Source organism: Streptosporangium heterodermiicola (assembly GCF_051390675.1).
Taxonomy (GTDB): domain Bacteria; phylum Actinomycetota; class Actinomycetes; order Streptosporangiales; family Streptosporangiaceae; genus Streptosporangium.
The window spans coordinates 205705-229364 of the sequence record NZ_JBPJSR010000001.1; the positions used below are offsets into that span (position 1 = coordinate 205705).

The 23660-nt window shown below is 71.6% G+C and carries 18 protein-coding genes and 2 tRNA genes; 11 read left to right on the forward strand and 9 right to left on the reverse strand.

The genetic code is table 11. The features are described 5' to 3' along the window. The first annotated feature begins 273 nt into the window (after positions 1 to 273). From ACSC1Q_RS00790 to ACSC1Q_RS00800, 3 genes are read left to right on the forward strand one after another with little or no spacing between them, the layout of a single operon-like run. Complete coding sequence (locus ACSC1Q_RS00790; RefSeq protein ID WP_436756682.1) at positions 274 to 2139, forward strand: ABC transporter ATP-binding protein; 1866 nt, start codon at positions 274 to 276, stop codon at positions 2137 to 2139. After that, positions 2136 to 3863, forward strand: coding sequence for an ABC transporter ATP-binding protein (locus tag ACSC1Q_RS00795; RefSeq protein WP_436756683.1), 1728 nt, complete (start codon positions 2136 to 2138; stop codon positions 3861 to 3863). The genes ACSC1Q_RS00790 and ACSC1Q_RS00795 overlap by 4 nt, the downstream gene beginning before the upstream one ends. Positions 3864 to 3890: 27 nt before the next feature. Further along, entirely contained in the window at positions 3891 to 4610 is a 720-nt protein-coding gene (locus tag ACSC1Q_RS00800; RefSeq protein ID WP_436756684.1) for a TetR/AcrR family transcriptional regulator, read from the forward strand. Between the two features lie 296 nt (positions 4611 to 4906). Here the strand turns inward: ACSC1Q_RS00800 and ACSC1Q_RS00805 are convergent, their stop codons facing one another. After that, positions 4907 to 5854 (reverse strand): TauD/TfdA dioxygenase family protein, encoded by a 948-nt coding sequence (locus tag ACSC1Q_RS00805; RefSeq protein WP_436756685.1) that lies wholly within the window; start codon positions 5852 to 5854, stop codon positions 4907 to 4909. 327 nt (positions 5855 to 6181) lie between these two features. Between ACSC1Q_RS00805 and ACSC1Q_RS00810 the strand changes: the two genes are divergently transcribed. Both ACSC1Q_RS00810 and ACSC1Q_RS00815 read left to right on the forward strand, forming a co-directional pair. Further along, positions 6182 to 8005, forward strand: coding sequence for an ABC transporter ATP-binding protein (locus tag ACSC1Q_RS00810; RefSeq protein ID WP_436756686.1), 1824 nt, complete (start codon positions 6182 to 6184; stop codon positions 8003 to 8005). Between the two features lie 173 nt (positions 8006 to 8178). Then, entirely contained in the window at positions 8179 to 9867 is a 1689-nt protein-coding gene (locus tag ACSC1Q_RS00815; RefSeq protein ID WP_436756687.1) for a PQQ-dependent sugar dehydrogenase, read from the forward strand. Positions 9868 to 10028: 161 nt separating this feature from the next. Here the strand turns inward: ACSC1Q_RS00815 and ACSC1Q_RS00820 are convergent, their stop codons facing one another. Continuing rightward, positions 10029 to 11399: an MFS transporter gene (locus tag ACSC1Q_RS00820; RefSeq protein ID WP_436756688.1), complete on the reverse strand. Its 1371-nt coding sequence runs from the start codon at positions 11397 to 11399 to the stop codon at positions 10029 to 10031. An 81-nt stretch (positions 11400 to 11480) separates the two neighbouring features. Here ACSC1Q_RS00820 and ACSC1Q_RS00825 point away from each other — a divergent pair, with 81 nt between their 5' ends. After that, positions 11481 to 12443: a LysR family transcriptional regulator gene (locus ACSC1Q_RS00825; RefSeq protein WP_436756689.1), complete on the forward strand. Its 963-nt coding sequence runs from the start codon at positions 11481 to 11483 to the stop codon at positions 12441 to 12443. A 98-nt stretch (positions 12444 to 12541) separates the two neighbouring features. Here ACSC1Q_RS00825 and ACSC1Q_RS00830 read toward each other — a convergent pair whose 3' ends face one another. The 4 genes from ACSC1Q_RS00830 to ACSC1Q_RS00845 form a co-directional block, all read right to left on the reverse strand. Further along, positions 12542 to 12865, reverse strand: a complete 324-nt coding sequence (locus ACSC1Q_RS00830; protein ID WP_436756690.1) for a DUF4387 domain-containing protein — start codon at positions 12863 to 12865, stop codon at positions 12542 to 12544. Next, on the reverse strand, positions 12858 to 14243 hold the full coding sequence (locus tag ACSC1Q_RS00835) for an acyclic terpene utilization AtuA family protein (protein ID WP_436756691.1): 1386 nt from the start codon (positions 14241 to 14243) through the stop codon (positions 12858 to 12860). The genes ACSC1Q_RS00830 and ACSC1Q_RS00835 overlap by 8 nt, the downstream gene beginning before the upstream one ends. After that, a complete protein-coding gene (locus ACSC1Q_RS00840; protein WP_436756692.1) occupies positions 14240 to 15247 on the reverse strand; it encodes a phosphoglycerate dehydrogenase in 1008 nt (335 codons plus the stop codon). The genes ACSC1Q_RS00835 and ACSC1Q_RS00840 overlap by 4 nt, the downstream gene beginning before the upstream one ends. 108 nt (positions 15248 to 15355) lie before the next feature. Beyond that, positions 15356 to 16708 (reverse strand): MFS transporter, encoded by a 1353-nt coding sequence (locus ACSC1Q_RS00845; protein ID WP_436756693.1) that lies wholly within the window; start codon positions 16706 to 16708, stop codon positions 15356 to 15358. Positions 16709 to 16806: 98 nt separating this feature from the next. Between ACSC1Q_RS00845 and ACSC1Q_RS00850 the strand changes: the two genes are divergently transcribed. From ACSC1Q_RS00850 to ACSC1Q_RS00860, 3 genes are all read left to right on the forward strand, one after another. Then, positions 16807 to 17541: a GntR family transcriptional regulator gene (locus ACSC1Q_RS00850; protein ID WP_436756694.1), complete on the forward strand. Its 735-nt coding sequence runs from the start codon at positions 16807 to 16809 to the stop codon at positions 17539 to 17541. 104 nt (positions 17542 to 17645) lie between these two features. Next, positions 17646 to 18746 (forward strand): tartrate dehydrogenase, encoded by a 1101-nt coding sequence (locus tag ACSC1Q_RS00855; RefSeq protein WP_436756695.1) that lies wholly within the window; start codon positions 17646 to 17648, stop codon positions 18744 to 18746. 95 nt (positions 18747 to 18841) lie between these two features. Further along, on the forward strand, positions 18842 to 20515 hold the full coding sequence (locus ACSC1Q_RS00860) for an FAD-binding dehydrogenase (RefSeq protein ID WP_436756696.1): 1674 nt from the start codon (positions 18842 to 18844) through the stop codon (positions 20513 to 20515). A 309-nt stretch (positions 20516 to 20824) separates the two neighbouring features. Here the strand turns inward: ACSC1Q_RS00860 and ACSC1Q_RS00865 are convergent. Both ACSC1Q_RS00865 and ACSC1Q_RS00870 read right to left on the reverse strand, forming a co-directional pair. Further along, positions 20825 to 20898: transfer RNA gene (locus tag ACSC1Q_RS00865), tRNA-Met, on the reverse strand. Between the two features lies 1 nt (position 20899). Then, positions 20900 to 20980: transfer RNA gene (locus tag ACSC1Q_RS00870), tRNA-Tyr, on the reverse strand. A gap of 254 nt (positions 20981 to 21234) precedes the next feature. Between ACSC1Q_RS00870 and ACSC1Q_RS00875 the strand changes: the two genes are divergently transcribed. Then, entirely contained in the window at positions 21235 to 21999 is a 765-nt protein-coding gene (locus ACSC1Q_RS00875) for a DUF6461 domain-containing protein (protein WP_436756697.1), read from the forward strand. Here ACSC1Q_RS00875 and ACSC1Q_RS00880 read toward each other — a convergent pair. After that, positions 21974 to 22747, reverse strand: a complete 774-nt coding sequence (locus ACSC1Q_RS00880; RefSeq protein ID WP_436756698.1) for a neutral zinc metallopeptidase — start codon at positions 22745 to 22747, stop codon at positions 21974 to 21976. The two genes, ACSC1Q_RS00875 and ACSC1Q_RS00880, sit on opposite strands and share 26 nt — an antisense overlap. A gap of 270 nt (positions 22748 to 23017) precedes the next feature. Between ACSC1Q_RS00880 and ACSC1Q_RS00885 the strand changes: the two genes are divergently transcribed. Further along, positions 23018 to 23644, forward strand: coding sequence for a hypothetical protein (locus ACSC1Q_RS00885; protein WP_436756699.1), 627 nt, complete (start codon positions 23018 to 23020; stop codon positions 23642 to 23644). The last annotated feature ends 16 nt before the right edge of the window (positions 23645 to 23660 follow it).

The following is a 23660-nucleotide window of genomic DNA, read 5'->3' on the forward strand; positions in this document are numbered from 1 at the left end:
CAGGACGAGCAATCCTCCGTGGGCGCGGTGAACGCGTCGCACCGCGTCGCGTCACACCGCGTCGCACCGCACCGCACCGCGTCGCATCGCGTCTCGCCGGAACGCGCATAGCGGGCGGCAGGTCCGGGACCCCGCGTACGGCAGGTGAAAGGCCCGCGGCCACCCGGGACGAGAGCCCGATCGGCGGCCTGTCTTGACGTGTGGCCTTATTTTGCAACATGCTGTCGCTTATTAGTTAGCCTTACCTAATCCGCCCTAGTCCATGAGGTGCGCATGCCGACGATCCCAGCCACACCGGCCGATCCGACGACGCCACGGGCGGGGCATACGGCCGGCGGTGGCGACGAGCGCGAGGACCTCACCGGGGACGCGGGCGGGAGCCCTCCCGCCACGGCGGAGCCGGGCAGCCGGTCTCGCGGGGTGCTCTGGAGGATCCTCGCCCCGGCCGGCCCCCAGCTGGGGGTGGCGGCCGCGTTGCAGGCCGTCGCGTCGGCCGCGAGCCTCACCCCGTACATCATGGTGGCCGAGCTGGCCCGCGAGCTGCTGGGCGCGGGCCCGCCCGACGAGGGACGCGTCTGGACGATCGTCCTCGCGGCGATCGCGGGCCTGGTGATCCGGACGATCGCCATGGGCGCGGCGGCCACCGTCACCCACCTGGCCGACGCCGACCTCCAGCTGCGGCTGCGCCGCGACATCGTGCGGCGGATCGGCCGGGTGCCGCTGGGCTGGTTCACCGCCCGCACCTCCGGCGAGGTGAAGAAGGCCGTGCAGGACGACATCCACAGCCTGCACCACCTCGTCGGGCACGCCGTGCTCGACCTGGTGTCCGCGGTGGTGGTCCCGGTCCTGACGCTGGCCTACCTGTTCTGGGTGGACTGGCGGATGGCGCTCGTGACGGCCTCGACGCTGCCGCTGTACCTGGCCGCCTACGCGGTGATGATGCGCGGCTACCAGACCAAGATCGCCGAGATGAACGACGCCACGAACCGGATCAACACGGCGGCGGTGGAGTTCGTCAACGGGATCGCCGTGGTGAAGACCTTCGGCCAGGCCCGCAGGTCGCACCGCCGTTTCGTCGAGGCCGCCGACGACTTCTCCTCGCGGTTCCGGCTCTGGGTGGAACCCATGACCCGGATCGAGGCCTCGGCGCAGAACGCCATCGCGCCGGTGACGATGCTGCTGCTGGTGCTCGTCGCCGGCACGCTGTTCGTCTCGGCCGGATCGCTGCCGCCCGTGGACGTGCTGCCGTTCGCGCTGCTCGGCCTGGGCCTGGGGCAGCCGATCATCGGTCTCGGCTTCGGGATCGGCGCGATGCAGGAGGCACGCGAGGCGGCCGTGCGGGTGGCCGCCGTACTGGACGCGGAGGAGCTGCCCCGCGCCAGGGAGCCGGTGCGGCCGCGCGGGCACGCCGTGGAGTTCGAGGGGGTCGGCTTCTCCTACGACGGGGACTCCGGCGTCCTGCACGACATCACCCTCACCCTGCGGCCCGGTACGGTCACCGCCCTGGTCGGTCCCTCCGGGTCGGGCAAGTCGACGCTCTCCCGGCTGCTGCCGCGCTTCTGGGACACCACGCGCGGCCGGGTCCTGATCGGCGGTGCCGACGTCCGCGAGATCCCGGCCGAGGAGCTCCACCGGCTGGTCGGGACCGTCTTCCAGGACGTACGGCTGCTGCGGCTGAGCGTGCGCGACAACATCCGCCTCGGCCGCCCCGGCGCGACGGACGCCGAAGTCGAGGCCGTGGCACGCGCCGCGCAGGTCCACGACAGGATCCTCGCCCTCCCCGGCGGCTACGACGCCGTGGTCGGCGAGACCGCGCACCTGTCGGGCGGCGAGGCGCAACGGGTCGGCATCGCCCGCGCGCTGCTGGCCGACACCCCGATCCTGGTGCTCGACGAGGCGACGGCGTACGCGGACCCCGAGTCCGAGGCCGCGATCCAGGACGCGCTCTCCACGCTGGTGGCCGGGCGTACCGTGCTCGTCATCGCCCACCGGCTGCACACGATCACGGGCGTCGACCAGATCGCCGTCATGGACCGGGGGCGCGTGGTGCAAAGCGGCCGCCACGAGGACCTGCTCGCCGCCGAAGGGCTGTACCGCTCGATGTGGGAGAAGACCGGCGTACCCGAGGAGACGCGATGATCCGGATGTTGACGGGGATCGTGGGAGCGCGCCGCGTGCGCGCCTACCTGCTCACTCTCGTGAGTTTGGCGGTCGTGCAGGGGCTGGCCTTCGCCCTGGTCGTTCCCGTGCTGCGCGCCCTGTTCGCGGGCGAGGCGTCGCGAGCGTGGCCGTGGCTCGCCGCGCTGGCCCTCGCCGCCGCGGTCTGCGCCGTGCTGCGGTACCGGCAGGCGGTGATGGGCTTCTCCGTCGGCCTGGACCTGTCGCGGACCCTCTACCACCGGCTCGGGGACCACCTCTCCGCCCTCCCGCTCGGCTGGTTCGAGGCCGACAGGATCGGGCGGATCGGCCGGCTGGTCGTGCAGGGGGTCCGTGTGGTGATGGGGGTGCCCGCGCACCTGCTCCAGCCGCTGGTCACCGCCTACGTCACCCCCGCGACCGTGGTGCTGGTGAGTTTCGCCTTCGATTGGCGGCTCGGCGCCGCGCTCGCCGCCACCGGCGTGCTCCTCGCGCTCACCTACCGCCTCACCGCGCGGCTCTCGGAGAAGGTCGACCATCTGGTGGACGCGACCTCGGCCGAGGCGGGCGGCCGGGTGGTGGAGTACGCGCAGGCGCAGGCGGTGCTGCGCGGCTTCGGCCGTTCCGGGTCCTCCTACGCCGAGCTGGAGAGGGCGCTGCGGGACCAGCACCGGGCGGCGCGCCGTTCGATCACCGGTGTCGTGCCCGCGCTGGGGCTCAACGCCCTCTCCGTGCACACCGCCTACGTCGTGCTGCTCGCCTTCGGCACGTTCCTGGCGCTGGGCGGCTCGCTGGATCCGGCCGCCCTGCTCGCACTGCTCGCACTCGCCACCCGGTTCACCGAACCGCTGGTGCTCGCCGCCGAACTGGGGGGCGCCCTGCGGGTGGGCCGCAACAACATGGCCCGCTTCGCCGAGATCCTCTCCGTCCCCGTACTGCCGGAACCGGCCACGCCCTCGGGGGCCGCCGCCGAGGGGGCTCTCGCGATCGAGTTCGACCGCGTCACCTTCGGCTACGGCGGCGCTCCCGTGCTCCAGGACGTCAGCCTGCGCATCCCGCCGAGGACGTTGACCGCGCTGGTCGGCCCCTCGGGGTCGGGCAAGACCACCGTCACCCGGCTCATCGCGCGCTTCTTCGACACCGACACCGGAACCGTGCGGGTGGACGGGCACGACGTCCGCGACCTGACCACCGAGGAGCTGATGTCCCGCCTGTCGCTCGTCTTCCAGGACGTCTACCTCTTCGACGACACCATCGAGGAGAACATCCGCCTGGGCCGCCCCGGCGCCACCCGGGAGGAGGTACGGCACGCCGCCGCGCTGGCCAGGGTCGACGAGATCGTGGAGCGGCTGCCGGACGGCTGGCGGACCAGGGTCGGCGAGAGCGGCGCGGCCCTGTCGGGCGGCGAGCGCCAGCGCGTCTCGATCGCCCGCGCCATCCTCAAGGACGCCCCCATCGTGCTCCTCGACGAGGCGACCGCCGCGCTCGACCCGGAGAACGAGGCCGCCGTCGGCGACGCCCTGCGCGCGCTCACCGCCGACAGGACCCTCCTGGTGATCGCCCATCGCCTGTCGACCGTGCAGGCCGCCGACCAGATCCTCGTCCTCGACGGCGGGCGCGTCGCCGAGTCCGGCGACCACGGGACGCTGCTGTCCCTGGAGGGCAGGTACGCGGACTTCTGGCGCGAACGCCGCCGCGCGCGGGGGTGGCGGCTGCTGTCCTCCTAGCCCGGCGGGAGCGAGATGATGGAGGTCATGAGTGCCGTACCCGCCCACTCCGGTCCCCGCCGGGGCCGCAAGCCCACCTTCAGTCTCCTCGACGTGGCCGAGGCGACCCTCGCGGTCGGCTTCCGCGACCTCACCATGAACGCGGTGGCCGACCGGCTCGGGGTCAAGCACTCCTCCCTCTACCGGCGCGTCCCGAGCCGCGACGCGCTGGTGACCGCCGCGATGGACCTCGCCGTCAGGAGGGCCGACTGGCCGGAGGCCGGGGACGACTGGCGCGCCTACCTGGAGAGCACGGCGGACGTCGTCTGGGGGATCTTCGCGGCCCACCCGGGGATGGCCGACCGGATCCGGGATCTCGAACGCACCCCGCCCGCGATCACGCACGCCTTCTACGCGACCGTACGGGAGCTGACCGTGTTCGGGTTCCCTCCCGGACTGGCCGTGCTCGCCGTCGACACCGTCACCGACCTGGCCGCGGACGTCTATGTCGGATGGGAGCGCCTCAGCGGGTCACGGCCGGGCGGGAAGCGGGAGGAGCGAGAGGAGCGGGAGGGGCAGCAGGAGCGTGAGGAGCCCACGCGCCGCGACCTGCTGCGCGAGACCTGGGCGGGCGAGGGCGTCGCACCGGACATGGCCCCCTTCGCGGGAATCGTCCGCGACATCATCGAGGGCGATCCCCACGACTGGTTCCGCGCCAAACTCGCGCTCTTCCTGGACGGGGTACGGGCCCGCCTCGACAACGGTTGATCCCCCTCCGGCGTCCGCACGGCACCGGAGGGACACGGGAGGACGCGCGGGCTTCCGTAGCGGAGGAGGGCGGGGAAGGTCGGCGAACGCCTCCGTCTCGGGCCCGTCGTGCTGGGTGTACGTGTAACGCCTTCGACATGTCGCTCCTTTCTACTATTCCTACATGAATAGTAGAAAGGAGAGTCCCATTCCCGGCACGAGCGGGACTCCACCCCGCCCCCCTCCTCACCGGCGATCTCTCTTCACCGGTGGCGGACACGCCGGCGGCCCGGCCGGGGACGCGGACGGGCCGTCGTTCAGACGGCGATGGGCGAGTACGCGCCGGAGTCGCCCTTGCGGACCACGCTGGTGTCACCGTTGACGCCGATCGGGATGTCTCCGGCCAGCGTGATGCGGTGCAGCAGCCGGGGCAGGTCGTCGTAGTCCGCGACGGCGTAGTGCTGGGTGGCCCGGTTGTCCCAGATGGCGATGTCGCCGTCGCGCCAGTCCCACCGCACCGTGTTCTCCAGGCGGGTGACGTGCCGCTGCAGCAGGGAGAACAGATCGTGGAAATCGGCGCTGCTCAGGCCCGTGAACGACTTGACGAAGTGGCCGAGCAGCAGGGACGGCTCGCCGGTCTCCGGGTGGATGCGGACGACGGGGTGCTCGGTCTCGAACTCGCTGCTGCGGAACTGCTCGCGGTACTCCTGCTCCCTGACGTCGATCCCGCCGATCTGCGGGCGCTGCGCCGCGTAGTCGTACAGGTTCGAGTGCACCGCGCGCAGCCGTCCCACCAGTGCCTGCAGGCCGGGGTGCAGGCGCCGGTACGCCTCCACCGTGTTGGCCCACACCGTCGTCCCGCCGTAGGGCGGCAGCGTGATGGCGCGCAGCACGCTGATCGCCGGGATCCGGTCGACGAAGGTCACGTCCGTGTGCCAGCTGTTGGCCTTGCCCTGCTCGGAGTCGATCGGGAGCACGGCCTCACCGTCGCCCGCCACCGTCGGGTGCGGCTTGGTGGGGGTGCCGAGCAGCCTGGCGAACGCGTGCTGGTCGGCGTCGGTGGCGTGCCGCTGGTCGCGCAGGAAGACCACGCGGTGGCGCAGCAGCGCGGCGCGCAGCTCGGCGACCGCCTCCGCGTCGACGTCACCGCCCACCCGGATGCCGCCGACGACCGCGCCGATCACGCCGCCGACCCGGGTGACGTCGATGTGCCGGTAGGAGTCGTCGGCGACGACGGGCGTCCCGTGGTCATGGAGCTGGGTCATTCCCTGACACCTTTCGATGGGCGATGTACGGATGGGCCGTAACACAGCGTGTGCCGAGAGGGAGATAATGTCAACTATTCCTATAGGTTTACTAGGGAATTTTCTCGCGTTCGCCCCGGTAACCGCTCATCTCGCCGCGTCCCCCTCCCGAAAAACCGCGTCTCCCTGACCAAAAAACCGCGTCCCGCTCCCAGGAAAGCCCTCTCTCACCTCCGGGGAAGCCGCGTCTCACCCCCGGGAAAACCGTTCGCCTCCCCCGCCCGCGCTGCGCCAACATGGCCGTAGCCGTAGCCGTGGACGTCCGGAAGGGAGGAAGGGAGGATGGCCGTGCCGGGATCACCCGACCCCCCCGAGGACAGACCGACCGCCCGCAGGTCGGCCGTCCTGCTCGCGCTGCGCTACTACAACGGGGAGTTGCTGAGCCAGTGGCGGGTCGCCGTGCCTGCGCTGGCCCTGCCCGCGCTGGGAAACACCTGCCTGTTCTACCTGGCGCCGCTCGCGGTGGGCGCGCTCGTGGGGCGCCTGGCCGACGGCGGAGACGCCGGCGTCGCCGCGCTCATGCCGTACGTGCTCGCCTTCGGCGGGCTGCTGCTCACGGGCGAGATCCTGTGGCGGGTGGGCCTGCACTTCCTGAACCGTACGGACGCCCGGGGCATCGAGCGGCTCGGCGTGACGGGCATGGACAGGCTGCTCGCCAAGGACGCCGCGTTCTTTCACGACAACTTCGCCGGCTCGCTGACCAAACGGGTGCTGAGTTTCGCCGGCGGGTTCGAGTCCTTCATGGACACGCTCACGTTCTCGATCGTCGCCAAGGTGGTGCCGCTGACGTTCGCCTCGGTGGTGCTGTGGCGATACCACCCGCTGCTGGTCCTCGTGCTCGTGGGCCTCATCGCCGTCACCGCCCTCCTCGTCGCCCCGCTCATCCGCCGCCGCCAGAAGCTGGTGGACCGGCGTGAGGCCGCCAAGGTGCGGGTGTCCGGGCACGTCGCCGACGTGCTGGCCAACATGGAGACGGTCCGCGCGTTCGCCGCCGAGGAGCGCGAGGCCGCACAGCACCGGGCCCGGGTCGCCGAGCAGCGAAGGCTGACGATCCGCTCCTGGGACTACGGCAACCTCCGGGTGGACACCGTCATCGCGCCGCTGGCGGTCCTCACCAGCACCGTCGGCCTGCTGCTCGCCGTCGCCCTCCGCGGCGGCCTGGGTGTGGAGGCGATCGTGGTGACGTTCAGCTACTACACGACCTCGATCGGCATCATGTTCGAGTTCAACCAGATCTACCGCCGCCTGGAGAGCGTGCTCACCGAGTCCGCCCAGTTCACCGAGCTTCTGCTCACGCCGCCCGGGGTGGTCGACCCGGACGACCCGCAACCGCTGCGCCCCGCCGACGCCGGCGTCCGGTTCGAGCGGGTGACGTTCGCGCACCCCGGCCATCCGCCCCTGTTCCACGGTCTTGACCTGCACATCCCCGCCGGCACCAAGATGGGCCTGGTCGGCCGGTCCGGCGGCGGCAAGAGCACCCTCACCCGGCTGCTGCTCCGCCTCATGGACGTCGACGGCGGCCGGATCCTGATCGGCGGCCAGGACATCGCCCGGCTCCGCCAGGCCGACCTGCGCGGCCTCATCTCCTACGTGCCCCAGGAGCCCGCCCTGTTCCACCGGTCGTTGCGCGACAACATCGCTTTCGCCCGGCCGGGCGCCACCGACGCCGAGATCCACCGGGTCGCGCGGGCGGCGCACGTCACGGAGTTCGCCGAGGCCCTGCCTGACGGCTTCGACACGCTGGTCGGGGAGCGCGGCGTCAAGCTCTCCGGCGGCCAGCGGCAGCGCGTCGCCCTCGCCCGCGCCATCCTGCGCGACGCGCCGATCCTGCTGCTGGACGAGGCCACGAGCGCGCTCGACTCCGAGAGCGAGACCCTCGTCCAGGAAGCCCTGTGGAGCCTGATGCGCGACCGCACCGCCCTCGTGGTCGCCCACCGGCTGAGCACCGTCGTCCGCATGGACAACCTGGTGGTGCTCGACCAGGGCCGCGTGGTGGAACAGGGCGACCACCGCGAGCTCCTCCAGGCCCAGGGGCCGTACGCCCGCCTGTGGCACCACCAGTCGGGCGGCTTCCTGCTCGAAGAGGACACCTCGGACGCCGTCCACCACTGACACGTCCGTCTGGCCGCAACTTTCGTCGTTCACATGAAAGTTTCACCGGCGCGGTGCCGTACCCCCAGATCATCGGGGTGGGCCGATCGCGGTGTTTGAGGTTCCGCGGCCCGCGTGCCTACGGTGCCGGCATCCGCACAGTGATCCGGTCGAGGAGTCCCGAGGAGTCCATCATGCGCGCCCGCGTCGTCCCGGCCCTGATTCTGGCCCTGCTCGCGTTGCTCATCACCGCCCCCGAGGCCCGCGCCCAGGTGGTGGGCGGCTTCGACTTCTCCCGGGCGCAGGTCTCCGTCACGGGCCTCCAGGTCCCCTGGGGCCTGGCGTTCCTGCCGGACGGCAGCGCGCTGGTGTCCGAACGCAACACCGGGCGCATCCTCCAGGTGCGGCCGGGCCAGACGCCCACGGCGGTCGCCACCGTCAGCGGGGTGAGCGCCTCGGGTGAGAGCGGCCTGCTCGGCATCGCCGTGTCGCCCACCTACGCTCAAGACGGCTGGGTGTACGCGTACTTCACCAGTACCACCGGGGACAACCGCCTGGTCAGGCTGCAGCTGACCGCGCCCCAGACACAGCCGGTGATCTTCTCCGGGGTCCCGAGCAACACCTTCCACGACGGCGGCCGCATCGCCTTCGGGCCGGACGGCATGCTCTACGTGGCGACCGGCGACGCCGGCGACACCGCGAACGCGCAGAACGTCGGCAGCCTCGCCGGGAAGATCCTGCGGCTGACGCCCACCGGCGGCGTGCCCGCGGACAACCCGATCGCGGGCTCCCGCGTCTGGACCTACGGCCACCGCAACGTCCAGGGCCTGACCTGGGACTCCCAGGGCAGGATGTACGCCGCCGAACTTGGGCAGAACACCCGGGACGAGATCAACCAGATAGTCGCGGGCTCCAACTACGGCTGGCCGACCTGCGAGGGCACCTGCAGCAACCCCTCCTTCCGCAACCCGATCGTCACATGGACGACCGCCGAGGCGTCGCCGAGCGGGCTGGCCTGGGCCAACAACACGCTCTTCGTCGCCGCGCTGCGCGGCCAGCGGCTCTGGACGGTGCCGCTCACCGGTGCCGGTACGCCCGGCACGCCGCTGGCCGAGTTCCAGTCCGCCTACGGGCGGCTCCGCACGGTCGCGGTCGGGCCGGACGGCTGGCTCTGGGTGGCGACCAGCAACCGGGACGGCCGCGGCAGCCCGGTGGCGCAGGACGACCGCATTGTCCGCGTCCCTCCGGCCACCACCGGCGGCGACACCACCCCGCCGTCCGCGCCGGCCGGGCTCGCCGCGTCGGGGACGACCTCCACCGGCACCACCCTGGCCTGGACCGCCTCCACCGACGGCGTGGGCGTGACCGGCTACGACGTCCTGCGCGCGCCGGGCGCGTCCGGCGGCACCTTCACGCAGGTGGGGACCTCGGCCACCACCTCGTTCGCCGGAACCGGGCTCACCGCGAACACCACGTACCGCTACCAGGTCCGGGCCCGCGACGCGGCGGGCAACCTCTCGCCGGTGTCGAACACGGTCACGGTCACCACCCTCCCGGGCGGCGGGGGCACCGGCGGCTGCTCGGTGACGGCGACCGTCCAGACGCAGTGGGGGAACGGGTACGTGGTCCAGCCGGTCACGGTCACCAACACCGGCACGTCCGCGATCAGCGGCTGGACGGTGACGTTCACGCTGCCGAGCGGCCACACCGTCACCGGCTCGTGGAACGCCACCCTGGCCGTGAGCGGGCAGACCGTCACGGCGCGGAGCTCCGGGCACAACGGCACGCTCGGCCCCGGCCAGAGCACCACCTTCGGCTTCCAGGCGAGCCGCCCGAACGGCAACACCCAGACGCCGTCCGGCTACGGGTGCACGAGCCCTTGAGCCCCTAAGCCCTTGAGCCCTTGAGCCCTTGAGCCACAGCCTCGCGGCCCCCGGTCGCGGGTGGCCGGAACCGTACGTCCGCGGGCGTGCCCCCCGGTCGTCGCCGCCCGGTACCGCGAACGGGGGTCGCGTGGTCCCACGACCCCCGTGCCGGCCCGGTGTCACCCGCCCGGCACGACCGGATTCGGCTCCTTCGACTCCGAGGCGCTCCCTGACCTCCGGCCGCGAACCGGAGGCCCGGGAGCGCCGTCTCCCGTGGCGCGCTCGCGGCGCGGGAGCAGCAACGGGGTGGCCAGGAGGAGGACTCCGGCGGCCGCGATCGCGGTGCGCGGGCTGGTGACGGCGGCCAGCAGGCCCCACCCGGCGGTCAGGGCCGCGATGGCGAGGCTGCCGCTGACCGCCCACGCGGACAGGGTACGGGCGACCCCGTCGGGGTCGGTGTGGTCGAGCCGGTAGGTGGCCAGCACCGGGTTGAACACGCCGCAGCAGGCCACCAGGCCGAACTGGACGGCGATGACGAGCACGATCCCGGGGACGCCGGGCTGGACGAACGCCAGCCCGGCGGGCCAGCACGCGCGCAACGTCCCGGCGGTGAGCATCACCCCGTGCTGCCCGAACCGCGCCACGAGCCGGCGCGCGAGCCGCGCCCCGACCAGGCCGCCGACACAGGGAAGCGCGAACGCGAGGCCGTACTGCCAGGGTTCGAACCCGAGATGCCCGAGCAGCAGCACGGCGAGCAGCGGCTCGGTCGCCATGATCAGGCCGTTGACCAGGATCGCGTTGAGGAACAACCGGCGCAGCGTCCGATGGGCCAGAACGCGGCGCCACCCTTCGAGCAGGTCACCGGCCCGCGCGGCCCACCCCGAGCGCGGCCCCGGCGCCTCGGCGCGCGCGGGCCGGGGCTCGTTCCCGCCGATCGCGCGGACGCACAGCGCCGACAGCAGGTAGCTGACCGCGTCGACTGCCACCGTCACCACCGGGCCGAACATCCCGGCCGCGGCCCCGCCGAGCGGCGGCCCGACCACGATCGCGGACCACGTCGTGGACTCGAACCGGCTGTTCGCGACGAGCAGGTCCTCCGGCGGCAGGAGCGCCTTCAGATACGCGCCGCTCGCCGCGTTGAACGCGATCTTGGACGCCGTGACGGCGACGGAGACGACGAGGAGCTGCGCGAATCCGAGCATGCCGAGCGCGAACGCGACGGGGATGCTCAGCAACGCCGCGAACCGGGTCAGGTCCATCGCCACCATCACCGGCCGCTTGCGCCGGAACTCCACCCACGGCCCGAGCGGGACCGCGAGCACCGCCCCCACCGCCAGCCCCACGGCGGACAGCGCCGACACCTCGGCCAGCCCCGAGTGCAGCACGAGGACCGCGATCAGGGGAAACGCCCCGAACCCGAGGCTCGTGCCGTACGAGCTGACCACGTACGCCGCCCACAACCACCCGAACCGCCGCCCCAGCGACCGACTGCCCGCCACGCCCGCCCTGCCTCTCGCCGACCCGGACAACCAGATGTTGACCACTGGCATCCAACCGACGCGAGGGCGGCGAGATCAAACAACCGATCCGCCCGAGGACACAACCGAACGTTGTGCGGCTACCCTTTCCCGGTGGATCTCGACGCCGTACGCACCTTCGTGGCCGCCGCGGACGCGGGACGGTTCCAGGACGCCGCCGACGAGTTGTCGATCACCCAGCAGGCCGTCTCCAAGCGCATCGCCACGCTGGAGAGGAACCTCGGCGTGCGGCTGTTCACGCGCACCGCGCGCGCGACGCTGCTCACGGGCGACGGGCAGGCGTTCCTGCCCCACGCCCGCGATCTCCTTCGGGCCGAGGAGCGGGCGATCGCCTCCGTCCGTCCCGGCCACCGCGCGCTGCGCGTCGACGTGATCGGCCGGCGGCTCGCCCCGGCCGCCCTGCTGGGCGACTTCCACCGCGCGCGGCCCGACGTCGAACTCGACGTCGTGACCCTCTTCGACGCGGACGCGGCCGTCGCAGCCATCCGGTCCGGCACGATCGACGCGGCCTTCCGCGCCGTCACCATGCCCGGCAGGCGGCTTCCCGACGACGTCGGGGCCGTCCGGGTCCTCGACGAACCCGTCCAGCTTCTCACCGGGCCGGCCCACGAGCTCGCCGGCGCCGGCGCGGTCACGCCCGCGGAGCTCGCCGGGCACCGGATCTGGATGCCCGGCATCGTTCCCGGAACCGAGTGGGCCGCCTTCTACGACGACCTCGCCGCCGCGTTCGGGCTCACCATCGAGGTCACCGGCCCCGACTTCGGCACCGAGCCGCTGCTGGACACCATCGCCGACTCCCGGTCACTCGCGACCTTCGTCGGCGCGCGGACCCACCTCGTCTGGCCCGCCGACCACGACCTGCGACGCGTCGCCGTACGGGACCCGGCACCGGTCTACCCGCACTCGCTGATCTGGCACCGCGACAACCCGCACCCCGCGCTCGCCGTGCTCCGCGACCACCTCCGCTCCGACCACCCCGGTTCCGGGCGGTCCGGCTCAGGGCGGCCCGGCCACTCCGGCGGCGAGGTCTGGACACCGGCGTGGGCGCGGCGGTAGACGGAGCCGCGCCCGGCCGGGCGCGCGGGTCCACCAGCTGATTCACGACCTGATTCGCAGCCTGATTCATGGCGAGGAGGAGACGGGCATGTGAGCTCTCATGGGGGCACGAGCGCCGCCAGGGGGACGTGGTGCTGGCCCGCGTGGATGTCCCGGTCACGCAGGCTGCCCTGGGCCACCGGCCGGGGAAACGAGATCTTCACGACGTTGAGGGCGGGGATGCGGAAGATCTGGATGTCCGCCGGGTCGAGGTCGTACAGCCGCGCGACGACCTCCTCGTTGACGAAATCCTCGTCGGCGACGGTCGCGTAGTCCTCCGCCGTACGCATGAAGAGTTCCATGGTGACCCAGAACGGGCCGGCGTTCTTGGAACGGACCTCCAGCGCCAGTTCGCCCAGCGTGGGCCTGCGGTCGTCAGTCACGGGAGCCGTCCTCGGCGATCTCGACGCGGAACATGTCGGTGGGCTCGTCGACGTCCACGACGTGGTTGAGCACGAACCGGTAGGCGGGACCGCGCTCGCTCTCGGCCGGCGAGGTGGCGAAGGCCAGGCTGGGCAGATAGTCCATGTCGGGAGTCGGGAGATGGAGCATCAGCGGATTCGCGATCTTGGCGATCGCGGTGGCCGTGGCCTGGTCCGGGGCGTTGACCAGCATCATCACCCCGACCTCCCGGGGCGGCCCGGAGGCCGGGTCGATGCTCCCCAGCACGGCGTTGTACCCGTACGGGCGGATGTCCACGGCGTACTCGGAGGGTTCGAGGTCCAGGGTCTGCCGCACCCGCCCGGCGAGGATCTCGTGCATCAGCGCGACCCACTCCTCGATCCTGGCGAGGATGTGCGGATCCCGGATGGCGGTGAAGGACATGGTCTCGTAGCCCGTGACGCGGGCCCCTTCGAGTTTGATCGTGTACTGGTCGGCGAGCTCGAAACGTGACCCCTCGACGCGCACCCGGCGGTCGTCCAGCGCGGTGTAGACCGCGTCGGAGACCACCAGCGTGCCCGCCGGCTCCCGCATCTCGAACGGGTTGACCGTCTCGTAGAGCATGTGCGCCGCCACCGACGTCGTGGTGCACGCGGCGGCCGGGTCCAGTGGCTCGATGGTGAAGCCGCCCTGGTCGACGGTTGCGAGGACCCCGCCGGTGCGCGGGTTGGTGGTGCACTGCCCGCCACACTCGACGATCTTGGACGCGTGCCAGGTGGGACCGGCCGGCATGCCTTTCATCAGCGGGTACGCGGCGGCGACGGCGGTGTCGGTGGCCCGGCCGGCGAGCACCACGTCGGCTCCGGCCTCCAGGGCCGCCACGATGGGTTCGTGGCCCATCATGCCGACGATGTGGCTGCAGCCGTCCAGCGTGGCGGCGTCCAGGTCACCCATCGGCGCCAGCGGGTGGACCCGTCCCTCGTTGAGCCGCTCCTTCAGGGTGGCGGCCGTCTGCTCGCTGTAGATTCGGGCGACCCTCAGGTCCAGGCCCTCCTCCCGCAGGATCCCGGCGACGATTCCGGCGACCCAGTCGACGCCGGAGTCGGTGCCGCTCGTGCCGCACGAGCCGACGATCAGCGGGATGCCCGCGCCCGCCGAGGCCCGCAACAGGATCCGCAGGTCGCGGGCGACGGCCGCGGCGGTCGTCTTCGCCGTCCCCGAGCCCAGGTAGTACGGCCCGGAGTCGGTGGAACCACCGTCGACGGCGATCACGTCGGCCCCGAGCGCGATCCCCCGATCGACCGTCTCCCGCGGGAACCCCGCCCCGAGCATCCCGCTGGGGACCAGGATCCTGACCTCGGTCCCAGGCGTACCCGTCATGTCGTCCTCATCTCTTTGGTGGTCACCGGTCGTACCGGCGAGAGCAGGTGGGCGTTGAGCGAGGACCGGGGACGTCCCCGCAGGGCGGCCACCAGCTCGCGGGCGCCGTCGAGACCGGCGGCCCGCCGGGCCTCGGCGGTCTGCCCGGCCAGGTGGGAGTAGACCGTGATGCCGGGTACGTCGCGCAGCGGGCTGTCCGCCGGGAGCGGCTCGGTGCCGGTGACGTCGAGGGCGGCACCGGCGAGCCGGCCCGCGCGCACCGCGTCGGCCAGGGCCGTCTCGTCGACGATGGCGCCGCGGGCGGTGTTGATCAGGTGCGCCGCCGGTTTCATCCGCGCGAGCGCGGACGCGTCGATCAGGTGCCGGGTGGCCGGGGTGAGCGCCGTGTGCACGGAGAGGAAGTCCGCCTCGGCCAGCAGTTCGGGAAGGTCCACGAACCGTACGGAGGCGTCGCGGCGCAGGCTCTCCGGCACGCCGGTCGCGCAGAGCACCGACAGCCCGAAGGCCCGGGCGAGAGGCACCACGGCCCGCGCCGACGCGCCGTACCCGAGGAGCCCGAGCGTCCTGCCGCGAAGCTCGTGACCGTCCTCGCGCGGCCATCGCCCGGCCCGGACTCCGGCGGCGACCGGCACCAGCCGGCGGGCCTGGGCCAGCAGCAGGGCCATCGTGTACTCGGCCACGGCGTTGGCGTTGACGCCCGGCAGGTTGCTCACCGAGACGCCCGCGCGGGTCGCGGCCTCGACGTCGACGGAGTCGTGGCCCACGCCGGCGCGTACCACCGCGCGGAGGTCCGGGACGCGCGCGAACACCTCGGCCGTCATCGGCTCGTTCGCGATCAGCGCGCCCTCGCAGCCGTCCAGGATCGCGACGAGCTCGTCGCGCTCGCGGGCTCCCCGCAGCGGGCGGTGCCGGGTGGCGAGGCCGGCGTCGCGCAGGAGGCCGTCCACCTCGTCACCGGGTGCCAGGTAGTCGACGGTGACGAGGACAGTGGGCAGGGGACTCATCGGACGCCCTCCCCTAGATGTTCGGTGGTGACGAGAACGGTTGTCGGGACGCTCACCGGACGCCCTCCCTCGCGTGGTCGGTGATGACGAGGACGATGGCCGGGACGCTCACCGGACGCCCTCCCCCACGACGCTCGCGCGCCGGAGCCGGTCGACCCGGAGGACCAGCAGCACGGCGACGACGGCCAGGACGGCGATGTGCAGGAGCGTCAGACGCCATCCGGTGACGTCGACCGCCAGGCCGACGAGGGCCGGTCCGGCGAATCCCCCGGTGGCCCATCCGACCGTGTACAGGCCGGTGTACGCGCCCAGGACGCGGCTCGACGGGGCCAGGTTCCACAGCACGACGACCGCGTTGATCACGAACCCGGCGGCGCCGACGGTCGCGAGGCACAACGCCACGACGGTGACCGCCGGGGTCTGGACGACGGCCCCGAGGATCGTGCCCGCGGCGAAGACCGTCGTCCCGGCGGCCATGACCCGCAGCCGCCCGAACCGTTCGGCGAGCAGCGCGGCGGGGAAGGCGGCGAGGATGAAGGCGATCCCGCTCGGCAGCGTCAGCCCGCCCGCCTCGCCGTCGGACAGGCCGAGGACCTCCACGCCGTAGGGGGTCATCAGGGAACGCGAGGCGAACCACGCTCCCCCGAAGACGAACACCGCGACGATCAGCAGCAGCCGGCTCCGGTCGGGACTCAGCACCAGGTCACCGACGACGGCCCTCAACGTGACCTTGGCGTCCGTGTCGCGCGGCCCGATGGCCGCCGACGCCCCATCTGCCGAAGTCCCACCCCCCGACGCCCCGCCCGCCAATGCCCCGCCCGCCGCCGCCTCGTCCTCCGCGAGGGCGGCCCGGTAGGCGGGCGAACGGCTGTCGCGCACCCGCCAGACGAGCACCGCCGCCGCCACCAGCATGAGGCCGGACGGAACGGCGAAGGCCAGCTTCGGGTGGTCGTCGACCAGCAGCAGGCTGACCAGCGCGGCCACGATTGTCGTCAGCGCTGAGGCGATCTTCACCACGGCGTTCGCCCGGCTCCGCCGCGCGGGCTCGATGAAGTCGGGCATGAGCGATTCGCTGACGGGCTTGAAGCTGTTCATCACCAGCGCGTAGAGGAAGATCACCAGGATCAGCCGGTTCAGCGACGTCGCCTGCGGGATGAGCAGGAACAGCGCGGCGCCCAGCGGCATCATGACCGCCAGGTACGGGATCCGGCGCCCCCAGGCGGTCCGGGTGTTGTCCGACCGGTTGCCCATGTACGGCTGGATGAAGATCCCCAGCAGGTTGTCCATGCCCATGATCAGGCCGATCACGGCGGCACTGGCGACATGGTCCCGCAGCAGCTCGGGCACCCGGTTGTCGTAGAAGTTCCAGGTCGACTCCTGGGCGAACACCGCGAGGGCCACGTAGAACGTGATCCTCCCGGTGCCGGCCGAACGGCCTCCGGCTCGTGTCGCGCTGGCCATGACGTCCTCCTCATGTGGCAGCAGTCACACTATTTGCTATAGCAAAAATGTCAATACATAGCACCTGGCTGTGCCATTGCGACTGTTATCGTGAACCCATGACGGTCAGGCCGACGACAGACGATCCCCAGGCGCGCGGCGAGACCCGGGCCGATCTCGCCTACCAGACCCTCCGGGAGGCGATCGGGACCGGCACGCTGCGCCCCGGCCAGAAGGTGACCGAGCGAGGGCTGGCCGAGCGGCTCATGGTCAGCCCGACACCGGTGCGCGAGGCGTTGCTCAGGCTCGAACACGACGGGCTCATCCAGCGCACGGGCCCCCGGACGGTCGTCGTGGCCGACATCGCCGAGCGCGCCATCGACGACCTCGCCGAGGTCGAGATAGGCCTGCGGGGCCTGGTGGCCCGCTTCGCGGCCCGGAACGCCACCCCCGAGCAACTGGACGCCCTCGACGCGATCCTCGACGCCGCCGACGACCTGCTGATCGTCAGCGTCACCCGGCACCGCAACGGCGAGAACGTCGACCGGCACGTCACCGCGCTGCTCGACCGGATGCAGGAGTTCAACGAGGCGGTGAACGCCTGCGCGGCCAACCCGGTGCTGATCCGGCTCCTCGAACAGTCCCAGGTCTTCTCCCAGCCCGAGCGCCGCTCCCTGCGCCTTGAGAAGATCGCCACGGACGACCGGTTCGGGCTCGACCGCTACGCCGGTCACCGCGCCCTGGTGCGCGCCCTCCGGCAGGGCGACTCGGCGACCGCGGAACGGCTGGTCATCGAGGACGCCCAGGGCGGGCTGGCGGCCCTGAGAGCACATCCCGGCGGGAGAAACCGATGACGCGGGGAAACCCGATGACGCCGGAGGAAGCGACGACGGCGGGGGAACCGTTGACGCGGAGAGAACCGGTGACACGGGAAGAAGCGACGACGCGGGAGGAACCGATGACAGCGCCCTCGTACCGGATCGCCGTGATCCCCGGCGACGGGATCGGCACGGAGGTCGTCCCCGAGGGGCTCCGGGCCCTGGAGGCGACCGCCGGGGTGTTCGGGCTCGACCTGCGGTTCGACCACTTCGACCTCGCCAGCGCCGCGTACTGGCAGCGGCACGGGACGATGCTGCCGCCCGGCTGGCAGGAGACCCTCGGCTCCTACGACGCCATCTTCTTCGGCGCCGTGGGCTGGCCGGAGGTGGTCCCCGACCACGTCTCGCTGTGGGGCAGCCTTCTACAGTTCCGGCGCACGTTCGACCAGTACGTCAACCTGCGTCCCTGCCGGCTGATGCCGGGGGTCCGCGGCCCGCTGGCGGGCCGCGAGCCCGGCGACGTCGACTTCGTCGTCGTCCGGGAGAACACCGAGGGCGAGTACTCCAGCATCGGCGGCCGGATCTTCGAGGGCACCGAGCGCGAAACCGTCCTGCAGGAGACGGTGATGACCCGCGTGGGCGTCGACCGCGTGCTGCGGTACGCCTTCGAACTCGCCGGACGGCGACCGGCCCGGCACCTCACCTCGGCGACGAAGAGCAACGGCATCTCGATCTCGATGCCCTACTGGGACGAACGGGTCGAGGAGATGGGGAAGCGGTTCCCCGGGGTCACCCACGACAAGAGCCACATCGACGCGCTGGCGGCGAACTTCGTCCTGCACCCGGACCGGTTCGACGTCGTCGTGGCCAGCAACCTCTTCGGCGACATCCTCTCCGACCTGGGCCCCGCCTGCACCGGCACGATCGGCATCGCCCCGAGCGCGAACATCAACCCGGACCGGACCCACCCGAGTCTCTTCGAACCGGTGCACGGCTCCGCGCCCGACATCGCCGGACGTGGCGTCGCCAACCCGGTAGGGCAGATCTGGTGCGCCTCGATGATGCTCGACCACCTCGGCCACCCCGACGCCGGCGCGCACCTGCTGGGCGCGATCGAGGACGTCCTCGCGGCGGGCCCTGACGAGGCCCCGCTCACCCCCGACCTCCACGGCCGGGGCACCACCCTGGAGCTGGGGCGGGCGATCGCCGCCCAGGCCGGGCGCGGGTCCGCCGCCCCGTAGAGATCAAGCCGGTTACACGGTGATCAGGCGGTCGCCTTACCATCGACACGCCCCCTGACGGGACCGACGGGGTGCTTGAGCAAGGGAGTACCGCCATGGACGCGGACGTCATCATCGTGGGCGCGGGTCTGGCCGGGCTGGTCGCGGCGCAGCAGCTGACCGGCCAGGGCCGGAAGGTGGCGCTGGTGGAGCAGGAGAACGCCGCCAACCTGGGAGGGCAGGCGTACTGGTCGTTCGGCGGGCTGTTCCTGGTGAACTCCCCCGAGCAGCGCCGCCTCAGGGTGCGGGACTCCTTCGAGCTGGCGTGGAGCGACTGGCAGGCGAGTGCCCGGTTCGACCGCCTGGAGGACGAGGACGTCTGGGCGGCGCGCTGGGCCCGCGCGTACGTCGACTTCGCCGCGGGTGAGAAGCGGTCCTGGATAGAGGCCCACGGCATCAAGCTGACGCCGGTCGTGGGCTGGGCGGAGCGCGGCGGGCTGCGCGCCGACGGTCACGGCAACTCCGTGCCCCGGTTCCACGTGGCCTGGGGCACGGGAACGGGTGTGGTGGGCCCGTTCATGCGCGCCGCCGAGCGGGCGGCCGGCGCGGGACTGCTCACGTTCCACCACCGTCACCGGGTCGACGAGCTCGTCGTCCAGGACGGCGCCGTCACCGGAGTGCGCGGGAGTGTCCTGAAGGACGACTCCTCGCCGCGAGGGGTGTCCTCCAGCCGCGAGGTGATCGGTTCCTTCGAGCTCACGGCGCAGGCGGTCATCGTCACCAGCGGCGGGATCGGCGCCGACCACGACCTGGTGCGCCGTTACTGGCCCCGGCGGCTGGGCACCGCCCCGCGGCAGATGATCACGGGCGTGCCGGCCCACGTGGACGGGCGGATGCTGGCCATCAGCGCCACGGCGGGGGCCCGGATCGTCAACGAGGACCGGATGTGGCACTACACCGAGGGCGTACAGAACTGGGACCCCGTCTGGCCCGGCCACGCGATCCGGATCCTGCCGGGACCGTCGTCGATGTGGTTCGACGCGCTGGGCCGCCGCCTGCCGGCCCCGTACCTGCCCGGCTACGACACACTCGGCACCCTCAAGTACCTGCGCACCACCCCCGACATCGCCGGATACGACCACTCGTGGTTCGTGCTCACGCAGAAGATCCTTGAGAAGGAGTTCGCGCTGTCGGGCTCGGAGCAGAACCCCGACATCACCAGCGGGGACCGGAGGGCGGTGCTGCGCAACCGGCTCCTCGGCAAGGGCGCGCCCGCCCCGGTGGACGCCTTCAAACGGCGCGGCGCGGACTTCGTCGTCGCCACCACGCTGGACGAGCTGGTGGCGAAGATGAACGGCCTGACCGACGAACCGCTGCTCGACGCCGCCGAGCTGCGCCGCCAGATCGTGGCCAGGGACCTGCAGATCGGCAATCCCTACAGCAAGGACGCCCAGGTGCAGGGCATCCACAACTCCCGGCGCTTCCTCGGGGACCGGCTCAGCCGTACCGCCACCCCGCACCGCATCCTGGACCCGAAGGCCGGCCCGCTCATCGGGGTCAAGCTCCACGTCCTGACGCGCAAGAGCCTCGGCGGCATCCAGACCGACCTCGACTCCCGCGTCCTCGGCACGGACGGCACCCCCATCAGCGGCCTGTACGCGGCCGGAGAGGCCGCCGGGTTCGGAGGCGGCGGCGTCCACGGCTACAACGCCCTGGAGGGCACCTTCCTCGGCGGCTGCCTCTTCTCCGGCCGCCAGGCCGGCCGCGCCGCCGCCCAGGCGGTCAAGTAGGACGCCCCCGGCAGGCTCCGGCCGTGGGATCGGAAGGAATGTCGCCGGCTCGCACGGCAGACGTCACCGAAAGTCCCCGCGGGCCGAGAACGACATGCGGTCCGCGGAACCTCGCGTACGGCTATCCGGAGGGGCGGCCAGGAAATCCTTGATCCCGCTGCCACCGAGTACGGCGGCCAGGTGCCACACCACCGCCGCGGAAGACGCCACGGGGGTACGACGCAGGGGTGCCGACCTTGACCGGCACCCCTTCGCGATGGTGCCGCCCCGGACGCCCGGACCGCAGCCCGCGTGATCGACGTCGAGGCGTACCTGCACCGGGATTCGAACCTGGGACCTCCGCGTTATGAGTGCGGCGCTCTCACCGACTGAGCTATGCAGGCGTGCGGGGAGACGGAGTCGAACCGCCACAGCCGAAGCGTCCGGGTTACAACCGAGTGAGCTCACCACGTGCTCAGCCCCTGCGCGTCGAGATGAGACTACCGAGCGACCCCCGCCGGTCTCACCTCGTTTTCGCGCGCCGGACATGTCCCCCCCGGCGCTGATCACCGGGAGGGTGCCTCCCTTTCGGGCGACACCCTTGCCGGCCGGAGCCGAACCTTTTGTCGGTGACCACTGCGATCATGTCGCTCACTCGATCAAAGGAGTGGCGATGACGAAAACCCCCGAAGAACTCCCCCTGGCTCTCCGGGCACGAGGCACTGGGTGAGATCTGCTGCGTGTCCTTCGTCCGAGATCTCTCCCCGGAGGAGGTCCTCCGCCGGTTCGGCGTCGACGAGGACACCATGGAGGAGGTCACGTCAGAGGAGCTGGGCGAACGCTCGGCGGAGAGCATGACGGACGACGCGGCCGGCTACATCGGCGCCGCGAAGGTCGGTGACTGGACCCTGGTCATCGAACCGGGAGGATGGAAGCTCGCCGCCGATTCCGAGATCATGGCTCGGGTCTCGCACGGGACCGAGGTCGTGCCGGTCTGCTGTCACAACTACGCCTCGGACACCTTCGCCTACATCGTCGACGGGCAGCCGGTCGTCTGGTTCGACCCGATGCTTCCGGACGCGCGGTCGGGCGACGATCCGGACCGCCTCGTCAAGGAGATGCGCGAAGTCGGCCTGGACCCCGAGTACGACATCGACGGCGACGACTCGCACATCGACTTCCCGATGGAGCGCTCGTTCGCCCTGGCGGGCAGGATCACCGCCCTTCCCTTCTCTCCGGAGATGTGGAGCTGCGGTTCCTCGGCGCGGAACCCCTGGAGGACTGATCGGCAGGGCCCGGACCCCAGCGGGCTCAGGCACCCATGGGAGAGCGGGTCGGCGGCTCCCGCACGGCAGGGCCGGCAGGAGGTCAAAGGGACAGGCCCGAACTCCGCCGAGACCCGCGCGGCGAGTCCCGGACACTGCTGTCCGGGAACCCAGACGGTGCGGCACTCCATCCACCCTCGGTACGCCGCCGCGGTCAAGACACCCTGGACCTGGCGGTGAAGGTGTTGCAGACGCCGGGCCCCTTGGCCCGGAAGCCACGGTTCAGCCAGTAGGAGTAGTTCACGGCCTTGCCGTGGGTGGAGGAGTTCGTGCCCATGTCCCGCAGGTCGGCGAAGTCCGATTCAGGACGCCCCAGGGAGGACCAGACGCTGCCGATGAAAGCGCCGCTCAGACAGTCGGCCTGCAGTTCGAGGCGGCGCAAGGCGGTGTTGTAGTCCTTCTTGGTGCGGTATCTGCGCGAGTCGAAGGTGAGCATGATTCCGGAGAGCTCCTGGACATGGTGGCCGTACTCGTGGCCGAGGGCCTCGAACAGCCACAGGTCGCCCCCTCGATTCAGGATGTCCTTGTCGAGGAGAAAGGTGATCGTCTTGTCCGTTGGACAGTAGATCGCCTGGGCGTCCTTGGGGAACTCGTCGCAGCCGGTTCTCACACCGGTGCGGCGTACGGTCCGCAGCTTCGGTGTGGCGAAGGGCAGTTTCGCCACCGCGAACTGACGCTTCCAACTGGTGTTGAGGCAGCGGAGGATGCCGTTGAGGTAGGTGGTGGTGCCTTTGAGGTCGCCGTCGCGAAGTGGCCGCTCCGGGCAGGAAGCCGACTTCAGCTCGCCGGTCTTGTAGATCGGGTTGGCCTTGAGGGCGGCCGCACCGGTGGGGACGGGTCCGAGCTGTTCGGTGCCGGCTACCGCTGTGCCGGTGAGGAGAAGGCTCGCCAGCACACCGGAGAGCACCACTGAGGGGAGGGCGCGCATGAGATCAACCTAGTGAAAGGCAAAGACCCGGTAAAACCGGATTATCGGCCCGGCTTCCCTCGCCCGGAAAACGGAATCACCTGGGTGACCCACTCCTGCTGGAGGTTGTCACCGTCGGTCGCAACCTCCCAGGCCTCCTGCCCTAAGGAGCTGCGACGGCTTGACCAGCGAGGAGACCTGGAGGCCCAACCTGGTCAGTATGGCCGGACAACCAGGGCGTATCAGGCGACGTCTTCTCCCGCCCGTACCCTCTGCCCCTGGAGCATCCGTATGCGCTCTCTTCGCGTTCTCGCCGCCCTCGCCGCGCTGGTGTCCACCGCGCTACTCGCACCCCCCGCCCAGGCCGCGGTGACCGCGCAGACGTCGACCGCGACGATCTACCGCGGGGAAGGTGATCAGGTCCTGCGGATCCGGGCAACGACGAAAACAGGCATCGTGAAGATCAGTCACAACGGCGAGGGCCACTTCGCGGTATGGACGCTCAAGCCGTCAGGAACCGAAGACGACCTCCTGGCCAACGAGGTCGGCGTCTACAAGGGGACCTCCGCTTTCAACACCAGCACGTCCAGCAGGACCGCCGCGTTCAGCATCAAAGCCGACGGTGCCTGGACTCTGCAGGTGCTGCCTCTGACGAAGGCACGCGCTTGGTCGATCACCAGTCGAGGGAACGGTGACGACGTGCTTCGGTTGAGCAGCACCAGTCGCGGCCTGCACCGTCTGAAGGTTCGTCACGGCGGCGACGGACACTTCGCGGTGTGGACACTGGACGCGAACGGACGGACCCGCGACCTTCTGGCGAACAAGGTCGGAACCTACGCGGGCACCGTGTCCCTGCCCCCCGGCACCCGGTACGCGTCGGTCAAGGCGAACGGCACCTGGTCGATCGTCCGCGACTGAGCCGGGCGCGACAAGG

What these genes read in the sequence shown, in the direction of transcription:
- ACSC1Q_RS00790 (WP_436756682.1), top strand. Translation starts at nt 274, where the DNA reads ATGCCGACGATCCCAGCCACACCGGCCGATCCGACGACGCCACGGGCG.
- ACSC1Q_RS00795 (WP_436756683.1), top strand. Translation starts at nt 2,136, where the DNA reads ATGATCCGGATGTTGACGGGGATCGTGGGAGCGCGCCGCGTGCGCGCC.
- ACSC1Q_RS00800 (WP_436756684.1), top strand. Translation starts at nt 3,891, where the DNA reads ATGAGTGCCGTACCCGCCCACTCCGGTCCCCGCCGGGGCCGCAAGCCC.
- ACSC1Q_RS00805 (WP_436756685.1), bottom strand. Translation starts at nt 5,854, where the DNA reads ATGACCCAGCTCCATGACCACGGGACGCCCGTCGTCGCCGACGACTCC.
- ACSC1Q_RS00815 (WP_436756687.1), top strand. Translation starts at nt 8,179, where the DNA reads ATGCGCGCCCGCGTCGTCCCGGCCCTGATTCTGGCCCTGCTCGCGTTG.
- ACSC1Q_RS00820 (WP_436756688.1), bottom strand. Translation starts at nt 11,399, where the DNA reads ATGCCAGTGGTCAACATCTGGTTGTCCGGGTCGGCGAGAGGCAGGGCG.
- ACSC1Q_RS00835 (WP_436756691.1), bottom strand. Translation starts at nt 14,243, where the DNA reads ATGACGGGTACGCCTGGGACCGAGGTCAGGATCCTGGTCCCCAGCGGG.
- ACSC1Q_RS00840 (WP_436756692.1), bottom strand. Translation starts at nt 15,247, where the DNA reads ATGAGTCCCCTGCCCACTGTCCTCGTCACCGTCGACTACCTGGCACCC.
- ACSC1Q_RS00845 (WP_436756693.1), bottom strand. Translation starts at nt 16,708, where the DNA reads ATGGCCAGCGCGACACGAGCCGGAGGCCGTTCGGCCGGCACCGGGAGG.
- ACSC1Q_RS00850 (WP_436756694.1), top strand. Translation starts at nt 16,807, where the DNA reads ATGACGGTCAGGCCGACGACAGACGATCCCCAGGCGCGCGGCGAGACC.
- ACSC1Q_RS00855 (WP_436756695.1), top strand. Translation starts at nt 17,646, where the DNA reads ATGACAGCGCCCTCGTACCGGATCGCCGTGATCCCCGGCGACGGGATC.
- ACSC1Q_RS00860 (WP_436756696.1), top strand. Translation starts at nt 18,842, where the DNA reads ATGGACGCGGACGTCATCATCGTGGGCGCGGGTCTGGCCGGGCTGGTC.
- ACSC1Q_RS00880 (WP_436756698.1), bottom strand. Translation starts at nt 22,747, where the DNA reads ATGCGCGCCCTCCCCTCAGTGGTGCTCTCCGGTGTGCTGGCGAGCCTT.
- ACSC1Q_RS00885 (WP_436756699.1), top strand. Translation starts at nt 23,018, where the DNA reads ATGCGCTCTCTTCGCGTTCTCGCCGCCCTCGCCGCGCTGGTGTCCACC.